Annotated in this window: 15 protein-coding genes; 10 read left to right on the top strand and 5 right to left on the bottom strand. The window is 55.0% G+C overall.

Going from position 1 to position 17,176, the window contains the following annotated elements; genetic code table 11:
• Window positions 1-17: 17 nt before the first annotated feature.
• Both ACUNV4_RS28215 and ACUNV4_RS28210 read left to right on the top strand, forming a co-directional pair.
• Window positions 18-1,037 carry a succinylglutamate desuccinylase/aspartoacylase family protein gene (locus tag ACUNV4_RS28215; protein WP_430882014.1) on the top strand — a complete coding sequence of 340 codons (1,020 nt, stop codon included), beginning with the start codon at window positions 18-20 and terminating at the stop codon, window positions 1,035-1,037.
• A gap of 156 nt (window positions 1,038-1,193) precedes the next feature.
• On the top strand, window positions 1,194-1,847 hold the full coding sequence (locus ACUNV4_RS28210; RefSeq protein ID WP_430882013.1) for a TenA family protein: 654 nt from the start codon (window positions 1,194-1,196) through the stop codon (window positions 1,845-1,847).
• Window positions 1,848-1,905: 58 nt separating this feature from the next.
• On the opposite strand, the gene ACUNV4_RS28205 is transcribed toward ACUNV4_RS28210, so the two are convergent.
• Window positions 1,906-3,027: a DmpA family aminopeptidase gene (locus ACUNV4_RS28205; RefSeq protein ID WP_430882012.1), complete on the bottom strand. Its 1,122-nt coding sequence runs from the start codon at window positions 3,025-3,027 to the stop codon at window positions 1,906-1,908.
• 334 nt (window positions 3,028-3,361) lie between these two features.
• Here ACUNV4_RS28205 and ACUNV4_RS28200 point away from each other — a divergent pair, with 334 nt between their 5' ends.
• Window positions 3,362-4,336 (top strand): MBL fold metallo-hydrolase, encoded by a 975-nt coding sequence (locus tag ACUNV4_RS28200; protein WP_430882011.1) that lies wholly within the window; start codon window positions 3,362-3,364, stop codon window positions 4,334-4,336.
• A gap of 104 nt (window positions 4,337-4,440) precedes the next feature.
• Here ACUNV4_RS28200 and ACUNV4_RS28195 read toward each other — a convergent pair whose 3' ends face one another.
• Window positions 4,441-5,937, bottom strand: coding sequence for a hypothetical protein (locus ACUNV4_RS28195; RefSeq protein ID WP_430882010.1), 1,497 nt, complete (start codon window positions 5,935-5,937; stop codon window positions 4,441-4,443).
• Between the two features lie 67 nt (window positions 5,938-6,004).
• Complete coding sequence (locus tag ACUNV4_RS28190; RefSeq protein ID WP_430882009.1) at window positions 6,005-6,664, bottom strand: PspA/IM30 family protein; 660 nt, start codon at window positions 6,662-6,664, stop codon at window positions 6,005-6,007.
• A 125-nt stretch (window positions 6,665-6,789) separates the two neighbouring features.
• Between ACUNV4_RS28190 and ACUNV4_RS28185 the strand changes: the two genes are divergently transcribed.
• Complete coding sequence (locus tag ACUNV4_RS28185) at window positions 6,790-7,530, top strand: helix-turn-helix domain-containing protein (protein WP_430882008.1); 741 nt, start codon at window positions 6,790-6,792, stop codon at window positions 7,528-7,530.
• A 1,233-nt stretch (window positions 7,531-8,763) separates the two neighbouring features.
• Here ACUNV4_RS28185 and ACUNV4_RS28180 read toward each other — a convergent pair.
• The gene (locus ACUNV4_RS28180) at window positions 8,764-9,108 is read right to left on the bottom strand and encodes a transmembrane 220 family protein (RefSeq protein ID WP_430882007.1); all 345 of its coding nucleotides are present in this window, start codon (window positions 9,106-9,108) and stop codon (window positions 8,764-8,766) included.
• A 202-nt stretch (window positions 9,109-9,310) separates the two neighbouring features.
• Between ACUNV4_RS28180 and ACUNV4_RS28175 the strand changes: the two genes are divergently transcribed.
• Genes ACUNV4_RS28175 through ACUNV4_RS28160 form a run of 4 tightly spaced genes read left to right on the top strand, consistent with a single transcriptional unit; the run spans window position 9,311 to window position 12,995 of the window.
• The gene (locus ACUNV4_RS28175; protein ID WP_430882006.1) at window positions 9,311-10,510 is read left to right on the top strand and encodes a 3-dehydroquinate synthase; all 1,200 of its coding nucleotides are present in this window, start codon (window positions 9,311-9,313) and stop codon (window positions 10,508-10,510) included.
• 35 nt (window positions 10,511-10,545) lie between these two features.
• Window positions 10,546-11,430: an EboA domain-containing protein gene (locus tag ACUNV4_RS28170; protein ID WP_430882005.1), complete on the top strand. Its 885-nt coding sequence runs from the start codon at window positions 10,546-10,548 to the stop codon at window positions 11,428-11,430.
• Window positions 11,431-11,481: 51 nt separating this feature from the next.
• On the top strand, window positions 11,482-12,408 hold the full coding sequence (locus tag ACUNV4_RS28165; protein ID WP_430882004.1) for a TatD family hydrolase: 927 nt from the start codon (window positions 11,482-11,484) through the stop codon (window positions 12,406-12,408).
• 14 nt (window positions 12,409-12,422) lie between these two features.
• Window positions 12,423-12,995, top strand: coding sequence for an isopentenyl-diphosphate Delta-isomerase (locus ACUNV4_RS28160; RefSeq protein ID WP_430882003.1), 573 nt, complete (start codon window positions 12,423-12,425; stop codon window positions 12,993-12,995).
• Between the two features lie 428 nt (window positions 12,996-13,423).
• Here ACUNV4_RS28160 and ACUNV4_RS28155 read toward each other — a convergent pair whose 3' ends face one another.
• On the bottom strand, window positions 13,424-14,806 hold the full coding sequence (locus ACUNV4_RS28155) for an alkaline phosphatase family protein (protein WP_430882002.1): 1,383 nt from the start codon (window positions 14,804-14,806) through the stop codon (window positions 13,424-13,426).
• Window positions 14,807-14,893: 87 nt separating this feature from the next.
• On the opposite strand from ACUNV4_RS28155, the gene eboE reads away from it, so the two are divergent.
• Both eboE and ACUNV4_RS28145 read left to right on the top strand, forming a co-directional pair.
• Window positions 14,894-16,096, top strand: coding sequence for a metabolite traffic protein EboE (gene eboE, locus ACUNV4_RS28150; protein ID WP_430882001.1), 1,203 nt, complete (start codon window positions 14,894-14,896; stop codon window positions 16,094-16,096).
• Window positions 16,093-16,968: a UbiA family prenyltransferase gene (locus ACUNV4_RS28145; RefSeq protein ID WP_430882000.1), complete on the top strand. Its 876-nt coding sequence runs from the start codon at window positions 16,093-16,095 to the stop codon at window positions 16,966-16,968. The genes eboE and ACUNV4_RS28145 overlap by 4 nt, the downstream gene beginning before the upstream one ends.
• Window positions 16,969-17,176 lie beyond the last annotated feature (208 nt).

Raw genomic sequence — 17,176 nt, 5'->3', positions numbered from 1 at the left:
GAGGCAAGGGCTGATAAATGAGAGATCCGTTCATTCTGGCTGGTAACGAAATCGCTGCCGGCGACAGGCGTTTGATCAATCTGCCCATGCCTGACCTGAGCTCACAGACTGGCATCTACATGCCGGTGCATGTACTGCATGGCAAGCGTAGCGGCCCGGTACTGTTCGTCAGCGCTGCCATTCATGGGGACGAACTCAATGGCATCGAGATCATCCGTCAGGTATTGGCATCCAGAACACTGAGCAGGATAAAGGGGACACTCATTGCTGTTCCCGTGGTGAATGCCTACGGCCTGATACACGTCAGCCGCTACCTGCCCGATCGCCGCGACCTGAATCGGGTATTTCCGGGATCGGACAACGGATCTCTGGCTGCTCGCCTCGCAAAATTGTTCATTCAGGAAATCGTGTCCGTATGCACTCATGGCATCGATCTGCACACCGGCTCGGGTCATCGTACCAATCTGCCGCAGATCCGGGCAGATCTGGACGACCCTGAAACCGAACGACTGGCCAGACAGTTCGGTGTTCCGGTGATGCTCAATTCATCAGTGCGCGACGGCTCCCTGCGCGGGTCTGCCAGTGAAATGGGTATCCCAACCCTGCTCTATGAGGCAGGTGAGGCACTTCGTTACAACGACATGGCAATCCGCGCCGGTGTCAGCGGCATCCTGAACGTCATGCGAGCACTGGACATGCTGCCTGCCACTCGTGCTTCCCGAGGCAAGGTGAAAGATCCCTTTGTCGCTCGCAGCAGCCGCTGGATCAGAGCACCGGAGAGTGGCATGTTCCGAGCCGATGTCGGTCTCGGAGCACAGGTGTCCAAGGGCGATATCGTGGGACATATCGCATCCGCTTCCGAAGGCACTCGCCACGAGATCCGCTCTCTGCACGACGGTGTCATCATTGGCAGAATGGAACTACCGGTGGTCCATGAGGGAGATGCCGTCCTTCATCTGGCAAGATTCAAGGATGATATCGATGAAGTGGGTAGTCATGTCGAGATGTTCCAGCAGGACCATGGCAGTGTAGATTGAAGAATGTCGACAGCATGGGTATCGCGCTGCGACCGCTCTCCTGCTGGTTCCTCCAACAGATAAGGACTGGTATTCTGATACTCACCGAAAGCAAATCTTCCCTCAACCGTCAGCGTATCGTTGATGCCGGTACCTGACGCGCTCCTCGAACATTCCATGTCCCCCACACACGTTCTGCAGCAATCGAATGCCACTGCCTGGCAATCCATCGCACAACACGCCTTCTGCAGGGAGCTTGCCGAAGGCTCCCTCCCCAATGCCCGGATGGCCGAATACCTGATTCAGGACTATTCCTTCATCGACGGTTTCGTTCGTCTGGCCGCAACTGCCATCGCGCACGCACCCACACTGAAGGATTCTGTGCCGCTGGCGCAGTTTCTGGCCGTCATTACCGGTCCCGAGAACACCTATTTCCTGCGCTCGTTCGACGCTCTGGGCGTCAGTGAAGAACGCTGGAGACATCCGCAGCTTTGGTCAGTCACGCAGGATTTTCAGGCCATAATGACAGAGGCACGATTGTCGGGCTCTTACGCTCGCATGATCGCGGTGCTGGTTGTTGCCGAATGGAGCTATCTGGAGTGGGCAACACCATTCAACCCGCCGGCCGATACATTACCCTTCTATTTTGCCGAATGGATAAGCCTGCATGCTGGACCTGATTTCGAAGGCGTCGTGAGCTACCTGCGAACACAGCTGGATACCGTATGGGCCACACTCGACGACACAGAGCAATCTCATGTCGAGGATATCTTCAGTCGCACCGTCGCGCTCGAGCAACGATTCTTCGATCAGGCCTATCAACCCGATTGAGGGGTGCCATGGTAATCGCTCCGCCTGGTTTGGGCTGGGCGGATACCTCACGATGCGCTCAAGTCTCCCCACCTGACGCTTCGTGCCACGCCTCTCTGAATGACGGCAGCACTGAACCATCGTAGCCGACACGCGGTTCGGCATGCCACAGAGCATTGAGAATCGCCTCCTCGGTGCCTTCAACAGCCGCATTGAAGAACGCATCCATTCGAGTCTCGCAAAGACGACTGGTCGAATGAACATCCTGTGTTCCACGCTCAATCACATTGGCCGTTGAGAAAGCCACCGCGATATCTCCGCTGCCATGCCCATAACAGCTTCCCAGGCTGCCAAGAGCGGCACCACTTCGACGACTCAGCCGTGTCAACTGCCGTGCGTCCAACGGCGCATCGCTTGCCATCAGCACGATGATCGAGCCTTTCTCCGACGGCTCCCGACCCTCCTGCAAATCGCCTTTTTCAATCGGCACGTGCTTGCCGAATACCCGCAATCGGGATGGCTGCCCGAAGTTCGACAGCACCAGAACGCCCAGGGTGAACGAGCTGCCGCCTGGCAGTTCGACGATTCTGGATGCTGAACCGATACCTCCGGCAAAACCGAAAGTACGCATACCGCTTCCGGCTCCCACCGTGCCTTGCCTGACAGTCGTACTCGCCGTATCCAGTGCCCTCATTGCATCTTTCTCGCACACGGCGAATGCCTGGATGTCATTGACCTGCCCATCATTGCATTCCAGCACCAGCGGGTTGACGGTCGCGCCGGAACGGCCTATCTCCGGATTTCTCTCGATAGCCCGTTTGGTCAATGCACTGGTACAAACCGGTACAGCAAACGTGTTGGTCAGGAGAATCGGAGATTCGATCTCACCCAGCTCCTGCAACTGAATCAGTCCCATGCTCTTGCCAAATCCATTGATTACACTGGCACCGGCAGGTACCGGCCTCCGATAGAGGTTCCCGCCATGGGGCAGTACAGCCGTCACTCCGGTGCAAACGGTCTCTTCGTCATATATCGACACCTCACCGACGCTAACGCCCGCGACATCGGCAATCGTATTGTCTTTGCCCGTCGGCAAACGCCACCAGCACCGATCAGTAATTGCTCTTCGCATTTCTACTGCCACTCCGAAAGTAACGTCACAGTCTAAACTGGCATGCCGGAAGGGCACCAGGTCGCTCATGCGCCCGCAATTCATTCGAGACATACACTTCAACAGAGGCGAGTGAATGTCGTCGAGCGCGGGAAGCACCTGATCTACCCGAATCGACCGAACCACCCGATTCACCCGATTCACCCGATTCACCCGATTCACCCGATTCACCAGAATCGTTCATACCCCGCCTGACGCAACTATCGCAAAGGTCTGCAGAATCATTCTGCCATTTCATTGTCAAAGCGGTCAGCGAGCTATTCTGATCATCTGCCATCACGTGATTGCCGTATACGATCAGGATTGCCCCACCTGTGCGACAATTTTCCGACCTACAGACAACATCCTGATGGAGAACAAGCAGATGACGACCAAACACCTGACTTCCACCACGCTGCAGACCCAGCCCGTTATCAGTCGCAGACGGATGTTGGCGGCCTCAGTGGCCTTGCCAGTTACCGCCACAGTGTTTGCCGGCCTGAAAGACGCGCATGCTGATGGCCACGCCAGTGAGGCTCAGCCCAATGCGATCAAGAATACTTTCACGATGGGAGACCTCGAAGTATCCACGTTGTTGGCAGGAACTCGCACGGTAGACGCACCGCAAAACATTTTTGGCATGAACGTTTCCGAAGAAGAGTTTCAGACCGTCAGCGAAGCCAATTTTCTGCCAACCGACAAGGCGCAATTCTTCTTCACACCCACCGTGGTCCGAAGTGGCACCGATGTCATTCTCTTCGACACCGGATTGAACCCCGCCGGCATCACGGCACCTTTGGCGGCAGCCGGCATATCACCCGATGAAGTGACTGTCGTGGTCATTACGCACATGCACGGAGATCACATCGGTGGCTTGGCCGGGGATGACGGGACACCCACCTTCGCCAATGCCCGATATGTGACCGGTCAGGTCGAATACGACGCCTGGGCCAAGATGGATAACGAGGGATTCAAGGCCAAGGTTCAGCCGCTGGCGGAGAAGATGGAGTTCATCGGAGATGGTGACTCGGTCATTTCCGGTATAACCGGTATGTCAGCAGCCGGCCACACGCCAGGGCACATGATGTACATGCTTGAATCCGGCGGCAGACAGCTTGCTCTGGTTGCAGACACGGCCAATCATTACGTCTGGTCACTGGCCTACCCCGAATGGGAAGTGAAATTCGACATGGACAAGGCCAAGGCAGCAGCGACCAGGAAAACGGTATTCGACATGCTTGCTACCGACAAGGTGCCTTTCGTGGGTTATCACATGCCGTTTCCCGGAATGGGCTATGTGGAAACTCGTGGTGAAGGTGGGTATCGCTATGTACCCACCAGTTACCAGATGATGCTGTAAGGCACGACCAGACAGTAATCCGGCTACACGCCAGGTTCTGGCAAACGAACAAGGGAGACACAACCATTGTGAGTGTGTCTCCCCTGAATGTTCAGAACTGGCATTCAGGCTGCCATGTCCCGTCGTTTCTCATCATTCTGCTTCAAGGCGAGCCTGACATCTTTCGATTCCGTGAATGACGACTGACACATTTGTGTTGATTCCGGCCTGTTCAACCACGCCTGCAATCCAAGCTTCCCGGAAACACCATAACGTTCTATCAAGGAACCTGTCACTACTATCACAGCACCCACCAGAGCCAGTGTCATCCAGTTGCTGGTCATCAGCATGTGAGTCATATACCTCCCTTGCAGTAGCACGCTGCCCAGAAGCGCCAATATACCAACGGCAGTGACCAGTCGACGTCTGGTCATGACGCCGGAGCCCACGATCAGTACTCCAATCAACAGCGTCACTACCAGCGAGCTTGCACCGCCCAGGAACAGTTGATAGCTGAACAGCGCAGGGATACAGAGTAGCGCCCACCCGACGTGTATCCACCAGCGAACCGATGAACTCGACACCTGTCTCGACAAGTCCAGCAACAAGGCTCCCAGGATGAGACAGAATGACAGATTGACTGAGGTATTGATGTGCCCAATTGCCAGCAGAGAACTGTACAAGCCAGCCAGGCAAGTTGCAGCCAGGGCAGTAAGCAGGTGGACAGAATTGGCGAACCACGATGGTGAATGCCACTGTTTGCAGCAGAACCTCATTAACAGATAAACGATACTGAACAGCGACACCAGCATGCTGAACTCACTGGCGTACAGCGTCGCCGAGCGAGCAAGTATCAACACAGGTGGAAAGAACAACAGCAGCCTGGCGAGTCTTTCTTCCCCCGTCATGACCTTGTCCCGAGAAGAGCCATGTCGCCGAATCAGCAGGATCAGCGCCGTGGCAAGCAATGCTGCAATGAGGGTTGCCGGGAGCATGCTTCGCACAGGCAACAGCAGAACTGTGGAGCCCAGAAGGTAGGCGACGGTGAGCCAGACCCGCGATTGTCGAGCAAATACGGAAAACGCGAAAAACGCCATCGGGGCAAGTACAACGGCACCCGAGGCCATCGCTGTCAGTATCTCGACCAGATTACTGGCGTGCCAGTTTGCATATTCCGGATAGTGTGTCGTCAACTCCCCGGCATGCACAACAGAATAGATCATGCCCCCCAACACAGCCAGATTGGCCGGTATCGACATCAGTGCAATTAAAAAGAATACTCTGGCACCTCTGGGTTCCTTCAGAAGATATCCGACTGCAAACCCGGAGGCTCCCAGCAAGGTAGTCTGAATCAGCAACAGCAAAAATCGCTGCAGGTCATTGGCCGCATCGACTCCCTGCATCAGGAACAGAGACAGGGCAAAGACAATCATGCCTGCACCGCAGAAACGTATGGCTCCGGCCAGTGTAGAGGTACGAACCATGGAACGAATGATCGACTGCAGGATTGCCGACTTCGGGGGAACATCGGCAGTACAGTTTTCATCCAGAACAGAGTGAACATCCTGCGCTACTTCCTGTGAAGGATCATCCTCACAATCGAATTCACCTGGCCCTGTCATGAAATCTGGCCTGTGGGGTCCCTCCATCGTCATCTGGCGGCGAGACAACTTGACAGTGTACTCGCTCTCATTGATGGTCATCAGAGTCTCCGTGCAGGAGCTCTTCCAACTCACCTCGTAATTGAACACACTGTTCCTCGTTTTCGAATTCACGCGCCAATGGGTCCGTTGTGGTAGCTGCCGCTTCACTGAGAATTTCCGACTCGCCAATGACCACCTCCCAGCGTTCGAACAGTTCGTTGATTCCGGCAGACCCTTGACCATCAACCGCATCCAATGCTCTGGTCGCCTTGGCAACCGATTCTCGCGACCTCAGTTGATTACGCTGCAATGTCACCTGTTCCAATCTGGTCTGCATTTTCTCCAGATCCGAACTGGCACGAGCCTCAAGTGCCATGTGCTGGCGCAAGGCCTCTTCCGCCTGCGCCAATTGCTTGCGACACGAGGCGCGTCTCTCCAGGCAAGCCAATGCACGACTTTCATCATCCGTTGCGCACGCTCTTGCCCGGCTGCTCCACTGTTCGATCTGCTGATTCAGATTTTGAATGCTACGCCGCAGATCCTGCCCGTCTCTGACCACTCGTTGATGCCTCACTCTGGCTTCCGAGGCATTCTGACGAATCGACTTCAATACACTCTCTGCAATCGCTTCATGGTTCTCGAAGCGGGAGACCGCCGATTCCGCGCCGGCATTGAGCGTGGCTGAAATTCGTGTGAATAACTTCATGTCCATCCTTCCGTTGGTGTTGAAAGCAGGATGAAGTCTCGTCAATCGGTCTGCATGAGACAACTTTGGTCGTAAAAGTGCAGCTAAACTACCCATCCAGTACAACAATTCAGCACTTTGATGTCATGAAACAATCAGGACGACTGGTTGACGCACTCAAGAGGGAACTCAAGCGTCGCAGCATCGCTTACAAAGAGATTGCTACACGCTTGAACCTGTCTGAGTCGGCAGTGAAGCAGATGTTTGCCAATGGCAACTTCACGCTGAAACGACTCGACGAACTGTGCGAAATCCTAGAACTGGACTTCTCTGAACTTGCCAACCTGGCGAGGCAAGGCCGGGAAGTACTGGAGCAGCTGACCATTGAGCAGGAAGAGCGGCTGGTGGGCGATCCCCAGTTGCTGCTGGTTGCCTACTGTGTCGTCAACCACTGGCGCTTCGAGCAGATACTGGACAAATACAACATCACCGAGGCAGAGTGCATACAACGACTGGCAGAACTGGATCGCATGCGAGTCGCCGAGCTTCTACCCGGCAACCGGATTCGCCCCCTGATCAGCCCGAATTTTCACTGGCAGCCGGACGGACCGATAGAGCGTTATTTCCGGCATCAGGTGCAGGGAGAGTTCCTTGATGGCGATTTCAATGGCAAAACCGCTGAGTTGGTTGCACGCAGCGGCGACATCTCCCACCACACCTTCAACCTGCTGGTACAGCGTCTGCAGGCTGCTGGCACGCTGTTCGACGACCTGGCCAATGATGACCGCAAACTGGACACAGACCTGAAACACGGTACAACCATGTTGCTCGCCATCCGTCACTGGCAATTCGCCGCCTTCACCCACCAGGAACGCCAACGCACATAACCCACGGGTCGGACCACCATAAGGCCATGTTTTAACCCACGGGTCGGACCACCATAAGGCCATGTTTTAACATACATTTTCGTGAAAATCGGCACCAAATTCACCCCTATCTGCTGCAGAAACGCCCTGATTTCGGCCTGTTAAACGCTCAGAGCTCGTTGTTGGTCCGTCCTACACGACGAAAGGCATGCCCTGTGAGTCACAGGGCATTGCCCTCATGGCCTCTATTTCCCCTTCAGCTCAGAACCGACGCCTGATTTCGGCTTCCCGGCTTCATGTTTCGAGCCCGTCACTTTTCATGGTCCGACCCCGTCAGATCAAATTGTGAGCTGATTCTCGATTTCTCGAGCTCATGGTCCGACCCCGAAAGTCATGGTCCGACCCCGTGCGGTGGGAAACCACGACCTGTTGACAAATATGATGTCAGCTCCATCACAGTTCTGTCGCAATCAGAAAATTCCTACAAGAGAAGAAGCCTTTTCCGATAGAAGAGCTGCCGGAATTTACCGACAATGCAATCGCGGTCAGGGAAGATCGTGGCAATGTTCGGACGGATCCGAACGGTCTCTAGCAGCAAGGCCAAGGAAGACCCGAAGAAAGGATGTTGCAGGTGGGAACGGCATACTCAGGATGAGCACCAGCTCATGGACGGAGCTGGAACGAGCAATGACGCTCAACGCCAATCCCACCGCTGCCAAGGATGGCACCAGGCCTTCAGTGTTTCACTGAAGGCCTTTTTCCGTTTCCGGGAACATATCAGTCTCACAAGACCCTGCCCACCACCCGACAGGGCGTCCTCAAGAAACCCTCCATTCCAGACGCCAACTGACTCGCGCCTGGCATATGAATACTGCATCACGCTTTCGCTGAATTCGGAAATTTCCTACAAGAGAAGAAGCCATTTCCGATAGTCGTGGCACCGATGTCCTTGCACAATGAATCTGCGTTCAGGGAAGAGCGCTGTAACAGCGAATGGCATTGTTCCAGCAATCCAGGCGTTGACTCGCAACAGGATGTTGCAGGCAGCTTCGGCGTGTTTCGGAAGAACACCGGATCAGGGAGGAGTCCGGTAAAGCAAGGATGCTCAGCGTCGAGCGGCCACTGGTCAGGGAAGACCATCGACCCTCGGTAATCTACCGAGGGTTTTTTCTTCTCGACAGGATGCAATCCGACGACGCAGAACACCATCGCACAGGTAACCTTCGAGTAACTCAAGCGGGCGCCGTCGTGACCCTATCGGACTCTTCCGACCGCCCAGCTGGTCAGCAAGGCAATCGTGACAATCATCATGCCCATGCCTTCCCGAGCGGTTTCGGTTTCCCACCAGACATCCTTTGCCCACCAATGTGATGACGTGGGCCAGAAATACACCATGCCAGCCAAGGCCGCGATCAGCGACACCAACATCAGCTTCTTCGCGACGAGCACTTGAAACAAGCGCTGGTTGAAAAACGCCAGAGCAGCCCAGAAAGCAGGCACAGCATAGATCGCCATCCACAACGGCCCGTCTGGATCGTTGTACTGAACTCCGATGAAGATCAACATCAGGATGCAGATAACCAGGTTGATGTACTTCAATGTCGCCTCAGGCATTATCAATTGACCCAAACTTACAACAAGCAAGACATATTGTCACAGTTTCCCGGCGTACCTCTTGCTGGTTATCCCCTGCGACTATGCCTCTACCTGGTTCAGGACTATGATGAAGGAATTCACCCTGCAAGCCGGGATAGATGGGTTATCCGGCCATTCCTACCCCGAACGTTGACAGGAAGTATTGATGACTGAAGACCTCCGACAGGCTCCCATCCTCCAGAATTCGACCTCCTGGCAGGAGTTCAGTGTGCCCTACCGATTCCCTGTGTCGTTTACACAGAACCTTTTCAATCCCGACAACCCCTTGCTTGCAGAAACCCTGAGTCATCTCGAGCCACTGAAACGTCATCGCTTCGTGGTCTTTCTTGATGAAGGCCTGGCAGAAGCACAGCCACGATTGATTGCAGACATTGCACAGTACGCCACGGTGCACGCAGAACAGCTGGAACTCGTGACAGAACCGACTGTTGTTCCGGGGGGAGAGACCATCAAATCCGATCTGCATTTCGTGGAAAAAATGCAAAAGGTGATTGTAGATCATCATGTCGACAGGCACTCCTATGTCATGGGTATCGGTGGTGGAGCACTGCTCGATGCCGTTGGTCTGGTAGCCGCCACATCTCATCGCGGTATCAGGCATGTTCGTGTACCCAGCACGGTACTGTCCCAGAACGACTCGGGAGTCGGTGTCAAGAACGGGGTGAATCTGTTTGGCCAGAAGAACTACATAGGCACGTTCTGTCCACCCTTTGCCGTACTCAACGACTACGCATTCATTGAGCAGCTACCTGCCAGAGACAAGGTGGCAGGCATGGCGGAGGCCGTCAAGGTTGCATTGATTCGAGACCCTGTATTCTACGGTTGGCTGGAAGAGAATGCCGACAAGCTGGCCACATTCGATGCGGCTTCCATGCAATACATGATCAAGCGTTGCGCTGAACTGCATATGGCTCAGATTGGCCAGGGCGGTGACCCTTTCGAATCCGGAAGCGCGCGACCACTGGATTTCGGACACTGGTCCGCGCACCGCCTGGAGACGCTGACCCGATATCATCTGCGTCACGGTGAAGCCGTAGCCATCGGTATTGCTCTGGATGCACGTTACTCGGTACTGCGAGGCCTGTTACCCGAAGGTAGCGAACAGCGCATCTGCTTCCTGCTCGAACATTTCGGATTCAAACTGTGGCACCCCGCACTGGAAACGAGAAACGTCGCTGGCGAACTGGATGTCATACAGGGGTTGACCGATTTCCGGGAACATCTCGGGGGTGAGCTGACCATCACCCTCTTGAGCGCTCTGGGTCGCGGCATCGAAGTACACGAAATCGATACGGCCTTGGTCGAGAACGCCATCCAATGGCTGAAGCAACGTCGTAGCCAGTAACGTCATTCGCCCCACTGAACCTGTCACCGCCAGCAATGAACACGACAACAGCTCCGGACTTCCTAGATGCCCTGTTGATGCAACGCCTGCCCGCTGACCAGTACGACTGGCTGCAGGAACGTCTCAACCTGTTGCACAGCGATGACAGTTTGCGGGATATCCACATTACCTTCGGTCTCATTCCCAGACGTCTGGGTCGTCAGGACCTGGCGGCCTCCTCACAGGACAATGCCACAGCAGATGCCATTGTCAATGGCTGGAATCTCTCCGACTGGAGCCTGGACATGGCTGCCAGAGTGTTGCTTCTCTGCAGAATTTCTCAACAGACCAATCGAGACTTTGCCGCATTGTTCAAATCCATGTGCCAGACAGCCGATCTGAGTGAATCCATCTGCCTTTATCGGGGAACGGCTCTCTACCCTCAATCGGATGAACTGGACAAGCAGATTGGCGAAGGTCTGCGAACCAATATGCGCGCTGTTTTCGAGGCTATCGCACACCACAACCCCTATCCAGCGAAGCACTTTTCAGAATTACGCTGGAACCACATGGTACTCAAGGCATTGTTTGTCGACAGCACCCTGCATCCCATTCAGGGACTCGATGAAAGAGCGAACCCCGAACTGGCGCGTATACTGTGTGACTACGCTCATGAACGCTGGTCAGCCCATCGTCCGGTGACACCGGAGCTCTGGCGCTGTGTGGGCCCATTCGCCAGGGGTAGCATGCTTGACGACCTGCAAAAGGTTTTGGAATCCGGACTTCCACTGGAGCATCAGGGAGCCGTACTGGCGTTGAGCCGCTGCCCGGATCCACGGGCTGAGAAGCTGCTTGCAAATTACCCCGAACAAGTCAGCGCGGTTGCCAACGAAGAACTCTCGTGGGACTCTATCATCGAACAGACCAATCAACCCGGATAACAGGCTCAATGCCTCTCCGTTGACATCAAGCACAAGACAGGAAATCAGCACATGATGTTCATTGACCCGCACGCGCACATGATTTCTCGCGTTACGGATGATTACGAAGCCATGGCGAAGGCAGGCGTTGTCGCTGTCATCGAGCCAGCCTTCTGGCTGGGTCAGCCCCGCACTCATGTCGCGACCTATATGGACTACCTGTCGTCGATCATCGGTTTCGAGCGCTTTCGTGCGGGTCAATTCGGTATCCGACATTACTGCACCATCGGCCTCAATTCCAAGGAAGCCAACAACGAGGAGCTGGCGGAAGCGGTGATGGAAATACTGCCGCAATTCGCCTTGAAAGAGGGTGTGGTGGCCATCGGCGAAATCGGTTATGACGAACAGACCGAGCTGGAAGACAAGTACTTCAGAGCGCAGCTCGAGCTCGCGAAGGAACTGGATCTGCCGGTGATGATCCATACCCCACACAGAGACAAGAAACGGGGCACCTCGCGCTCCATGGACGTATGCATCGAACACGGCATGGATCCTTCAAAAATCGTCGTTGACCACAACAATGAAGAGACCGTGCGTGAAGTGCTCGACCGGGGATTCTGGGCAGCATTTTCGATCTACCCGTCCACCAAGATGGGCAACAGTCGCATGGTCGATATTCTGGCCGAATACGGTGCGGAAAGAATCATGGTCGATTCAGCCTGTGACTGGGGAATATCGGAACCACTGGGTGTAGCCAAAACAGCCGCTCTCGCGCTGGAGCGTGGCATACCCGAGGAACACGTCAAGCTCGTCTGTTACCAGAATGCACTCGATGCCTATGGGCAAAGTGGCCAGATGAAGGAAGATGACTGGCTGAATCCACCACCTGTTGACCAACGCGGTTTGTACGAAGGAAATTCCGTGCTGCGAGGCGGACGCGAACCTGTCATAGAGGAATATACTGACAAGCACACACTGAACAAGCTCATCATCGAGTAGCAGTATAAAACCTCATGTTGAAAAACCGCATCATCGATAGCAATCTGGATGATCTGATTACCGCAGTCAGTGTCGAGGACGACACGGCTGCCTATCCGATCAGGAAGCTGGATGCACACCTCAACAACATTCGACATGCTGCCATTTCGATATTCGTCTTCAACGGCAACAGAATGCTGCTGCAAAAACGGGCCGAGACCAAATATCATTCCGGCGGCCTGTGGGCCAATACCGTCTGCTCTCATCCACGGTGGAATGAGAGCTACCTGGCATGCGCTGACCGGCGTCAGAAAGAGGAGCTGGGCTGGCAGGTTCCGGTCGAAAAATTCGGGGAAATCTCTTATCAGGCTCGTGTTGGCGAACTGTTCGAAAACGAATTCGTTCACTGTTTCTATGGGCAATTCGATGAAGCCAACGATGTAGAGAACTACAACCGAAACGAAGTCTGTGATGTTCAGTGGATGACCATTCCGGAAACCCTGTTGCAGATCGAGCAGCACCCCGAAAACTATACCCAATGGTTCAAGATCTACATGACCGAACATCGGCAGATGATCGATGCTCTTCTCTGTGAACAAGTGAGCTGAGACCCCTCTGCAAGAGCGGCACGGGCAGCGTGTTCATGATTGACACGCTACTGCTCCGGCGGCTCTTTCAGAGATGAATCAGCTGTGCAGGCCCGTCCTGACTACCCTTCTCTGAATGCTTCCACACGACCCCGGCCGTCTTTCAGACCGCGATTACCGGCCTATTCAAGGCCCACCTCCTCCAGTGATCTTGAGCAATGTTCGCGATGAACAGGTCACCGGTTTTCTGATCGAAGGACATTCAATGGGATCGCGCACGCCAATGATAGTGGTGCCAGAATTGCCTTATCAGCATGATAGTCTGCGCAGTCACGTTGACTCCATCCGCATCTATCGGAATTGGCAACGTTGATCCGGTCCAGATAGCCCGTGGCCACCTGGACAAATGCAACCTCAGGGTCTCCGGGCAATGTCCCACCCGGTTGAGCCTAGGCAAATATATGCTGCAAGACCAGATCCTTGAAATCCACTGATTTCACCTCGCCCTCTGGCAGGTGGTCCGGCAGTGAGCTGATCACAAGGGGGCCATGTTCAGGGTTGTCGGTCGGTCGGCCATGTGCTCCCTTGACGAGCTTGGTGTCCTTCAGGGATATGACATCCATCAGAGTACGAAAGCCCAGCTTCTTTCTGGCCAGTCGCGAGATGATTGCAGCCTTGGGAGATGTGATTTCCGGGTCGACAAACAATTCGACAGGGTCGTAACCCGGCTTCCGATGAATGTCGACCGTACGGGCATAATCCGGTGCACGAGCGTCATCCAGCCAGTAGTAATAGCTGAACCAGCGGTCAGCCTTCGAGATCGCAACCAGTTCGCCGGAACGTGGATGGTTCAATCCCCAGGCCTTCTTCCCCTCCTCGTCCAGTACATGCTCAACGCCGTCCAGGTTTTCCAGCAAGGTTCTGGTTGTCTCCAGTGCATCCGGGTTGTTGACATAGACATGTGCTACCTGATGATCTGCCACGGCAAACGCATCGGATGCGCCGGCATCGAACTGCTCTCGCCCCTGCTCGTTGCGAACCTTGACGAGCCCGGCTCGTCGCAGTTCCCGATTGATGTGCACAGCGTCACTTACCGGCGTGATACCGTACTCTGACACCACGATGATGTTCTGCTGTTGCTTGTCGGCGGTGGCAATCAACTCTCCGCACAACTCATCCACTGCCTGCAGATCCTTCTGTATATCGGGATGATCCAGATTCGGCCCCAGTCGCTGCAGGTTGTAGTCAAGGTGTGGCAAATAGGTCAGCGTCAATGTCGGATTGCGCGTATCCATGACATACCGGGTAGCATCGCTGATCCACTTGCTCGACGTGATATCCGCGGCGGGCCCCCAGAATTTGAACAAGGGGAACTGCCCGAGCTTCTCATCCAGCTCATCATGCAATTCTGGTGGGTAGGCATAGTGATCGGGGATCTTTCGACCATCAGCCGGATACATGGGCCGGGGCGTGGCGCTCCAGTCGGCGGTGGAATACATGTTGTACCACCAGAACATCTTCGCACACGTAAAGCGGCTGTCTTTCTGGCGCGCTGTATCCCAGATCTTGTCTCCTTCTACCAGCTTGTTGGACTGACGCCAGAGCCACACTTCGGACAAGTCTCGAAAATACCAGCCGTTGGCGACGATACCGTGCTCGGCCGGCAATTTGCCGGTGAGCAATGTGCTCTGCGCTGAACAGGTCACTGCTGGCGTAACTGCCTTGAGCGGCCTCAAGCCACCGCGTTTGGCAAGTGCCGACAGATGAGGCGTATGTTCGCCAACCAGCGCAGGGCTGAGACCGACGACCAATATCACGAGTGTCTTGTTCATGGCGAGATGATACTCATGTGATGGTTTTAATCCAAACGTATTTATGTTGTAGTGGCCTACTCCATCCACGCTGGAACAGAACCTTCAGTGAAACTCGTTCATGCATCAGGCAGCCTGAGCCACCTTGGTTATTGCTCGAACATCCATGCAGGTGAAAGTTGGCAGGCAGTGCGAGAAAACCTGCAGCGCTACATCCCCGGCATTCGTGACGCACTGGTACCCGGAGAAGCATTCGGAATCGGCCTGAGGCTCTCGGCAGCAGCAGTCGACGATCTGGACCGGACGGATGCCTTGCACGAATTCCGCCAATTCCTCGACCAGAACAATCTCTACGTATTCACCATCAATGGCTTTCCCTATGGCCCCTTTCACGGTACACGGGTGAAAGAAGACGTCTACCTGCCAGACTGGATGGATGAAGAGAGACTGCGTTACACCAATCAACTGGCGAATGTCCTTGCGCGCATTTTACCGGAGGCCTGTAACGGCAGTATCAGCACAGTCCCCGGAGCCTTCAAGGCAAGAGTCATCAGTCTCGATGATGTTCGTCAGATGGCCGACAATCTGGTCAGGCACGCCGCTCACCTGGCAAGGCTTCATGAAGACACTGGCAGGTTCATGTCCCTTGCATTGGAACCCGAGCCTTGCTGCTACCTGGAAACCATTGACGAGAGTGTCCACTTCTTCAGCGAGCAGCTGTTTGGCGAGACTTCCGCCGCGCTGATGGCTAATCTGCTGTCTACCAGCAAACAGACCGCCCGGGACCTTTTGCAGAAACACCTGACCCTCTGTCTTGACCTCTGCCATGCTGCGGTTGAATTCGAGGATCCTGCAGCCTGCCTGACCAAGCTTGAATCAGCCAACATCACCGTGGGCAAATTGCAGATAAGCTCCGGTCTGCGGTTGAAGGATGTCAATGCCGATACGGTAGGTCGTCTTGAACCGTACATCGACAATGTGTATCTGCATCAGGTTGTCGAGTATCACGACGGCACCCTCAATCGCTTCACAGACCTGCCCGAGGCCATCGAGCAACTGGGCGACAGCCAGGAAAGCCGGGAATGGCGAGTGCACTTTCATGTTCCGATCTTTCTGGAAGAGCTGGCGGACTTTTCTTCCACGCAAACCTTTGTGGAAGCCGTACTGAACAGGCACAAGCTGAAACCTGTCAGTGAACACCTTGAAGTCGAGACCTACACCTGGGATGTACTTCCGCCTGAGCTGCGCACCGAATCCGTTGATCAGGCCATCATTCGCGAGATGCGCTGGGTCATGGAGGCTCTGTCTTGAGCTGGACGACAAGAACCGCCTTCGAGCTCGGCCGGGTATCCAATCTGCCAACTGCCTGGACAAACACGGCAGCAGGTATGTTGCTGTCAGGTGCAGCCGTTGCTGACTGGCGTTTCCCCGTGCTGCTGCTGGCAATGACATCTGCCTATACAGGCGGAATGTTTCTGAACGATGCCTTCGATGCCGAGATCGATTCACGAAAGCGTCCTGAACGACCGATACCCTCTGGCAAAGTCAGCAGGAGAAGTGTTTTCATCGCCGGCTTCTCCATGCTTGCGCTATCCATCCTGCTGGTCAGCGCCTGCGCATTGTCAATCCAGGGCGGAGGCTGGACTGCTGTCATCGCGGCTTTTTTCCTGTGTGCCACCATCACTCTCTACAATGCATGGCACAAGGGAAATACGCTGGGCCCTGTCATCATGGGCGCCTGCAGGCTACTGGTGTACCTCACGGCAGGCCTGAGCTACACCAGCACACCAGATGCGCTACTCTACGCGGGCGCTGTCATTTCATTGTGCTATCTGATCGGACTGACGTATACGGCGAAGCAGGAAAGTCTCGGCGAAGTCCGAAACATGTGGCCACTGTTGTTTCTGCTCACACCGGTCCTGTTCGGATTGTACGGCGCATCCATTGACAGCCTGGTCTTCCTGCCCTTGCTGCTGTTGATCGCTTGGCTACTGGTCGTCATGCGATATCTCAGGCGCAGGCACTCGGGCGATATTCCGCGAGCCGTGGTCAGCATGATCGCCGGTATTTCCCTGATGGACGCCGTGTTCGTGGCCACGCTCGGCAATATCGGCTGGGTCATGTTCTGCATCGCGGGATTTCTCGTAACGATGATTCTGCAGAAATGGATTTCAGGGACTTGAACCCGGTCTGACGGTCGGAAGTGGGTTTCAGGGGTTTGAACCCGGTCTGACGGTCGAGTGTCCTCGGCTGTCAGGACAGAAAGCTGTGGGTCGACGGAACGCCGGTCATCGTGACGAGATTTGGCTCTCGCCTCTCGCCTCTCGCCTCTCGCCTCTCGCCTCTCGCCTCTCGCCTCTCGCCTCTCGCCTCTCGCCTCTCGCCTCTCGC

The organism is Granulosicoccus sp. 3-233, from assembly GCF_052681095.1.
Note: the sequence above shows the minus strand (reverse complement) of the source record. Positions and strands in the feature narration are given on the sequence as shown.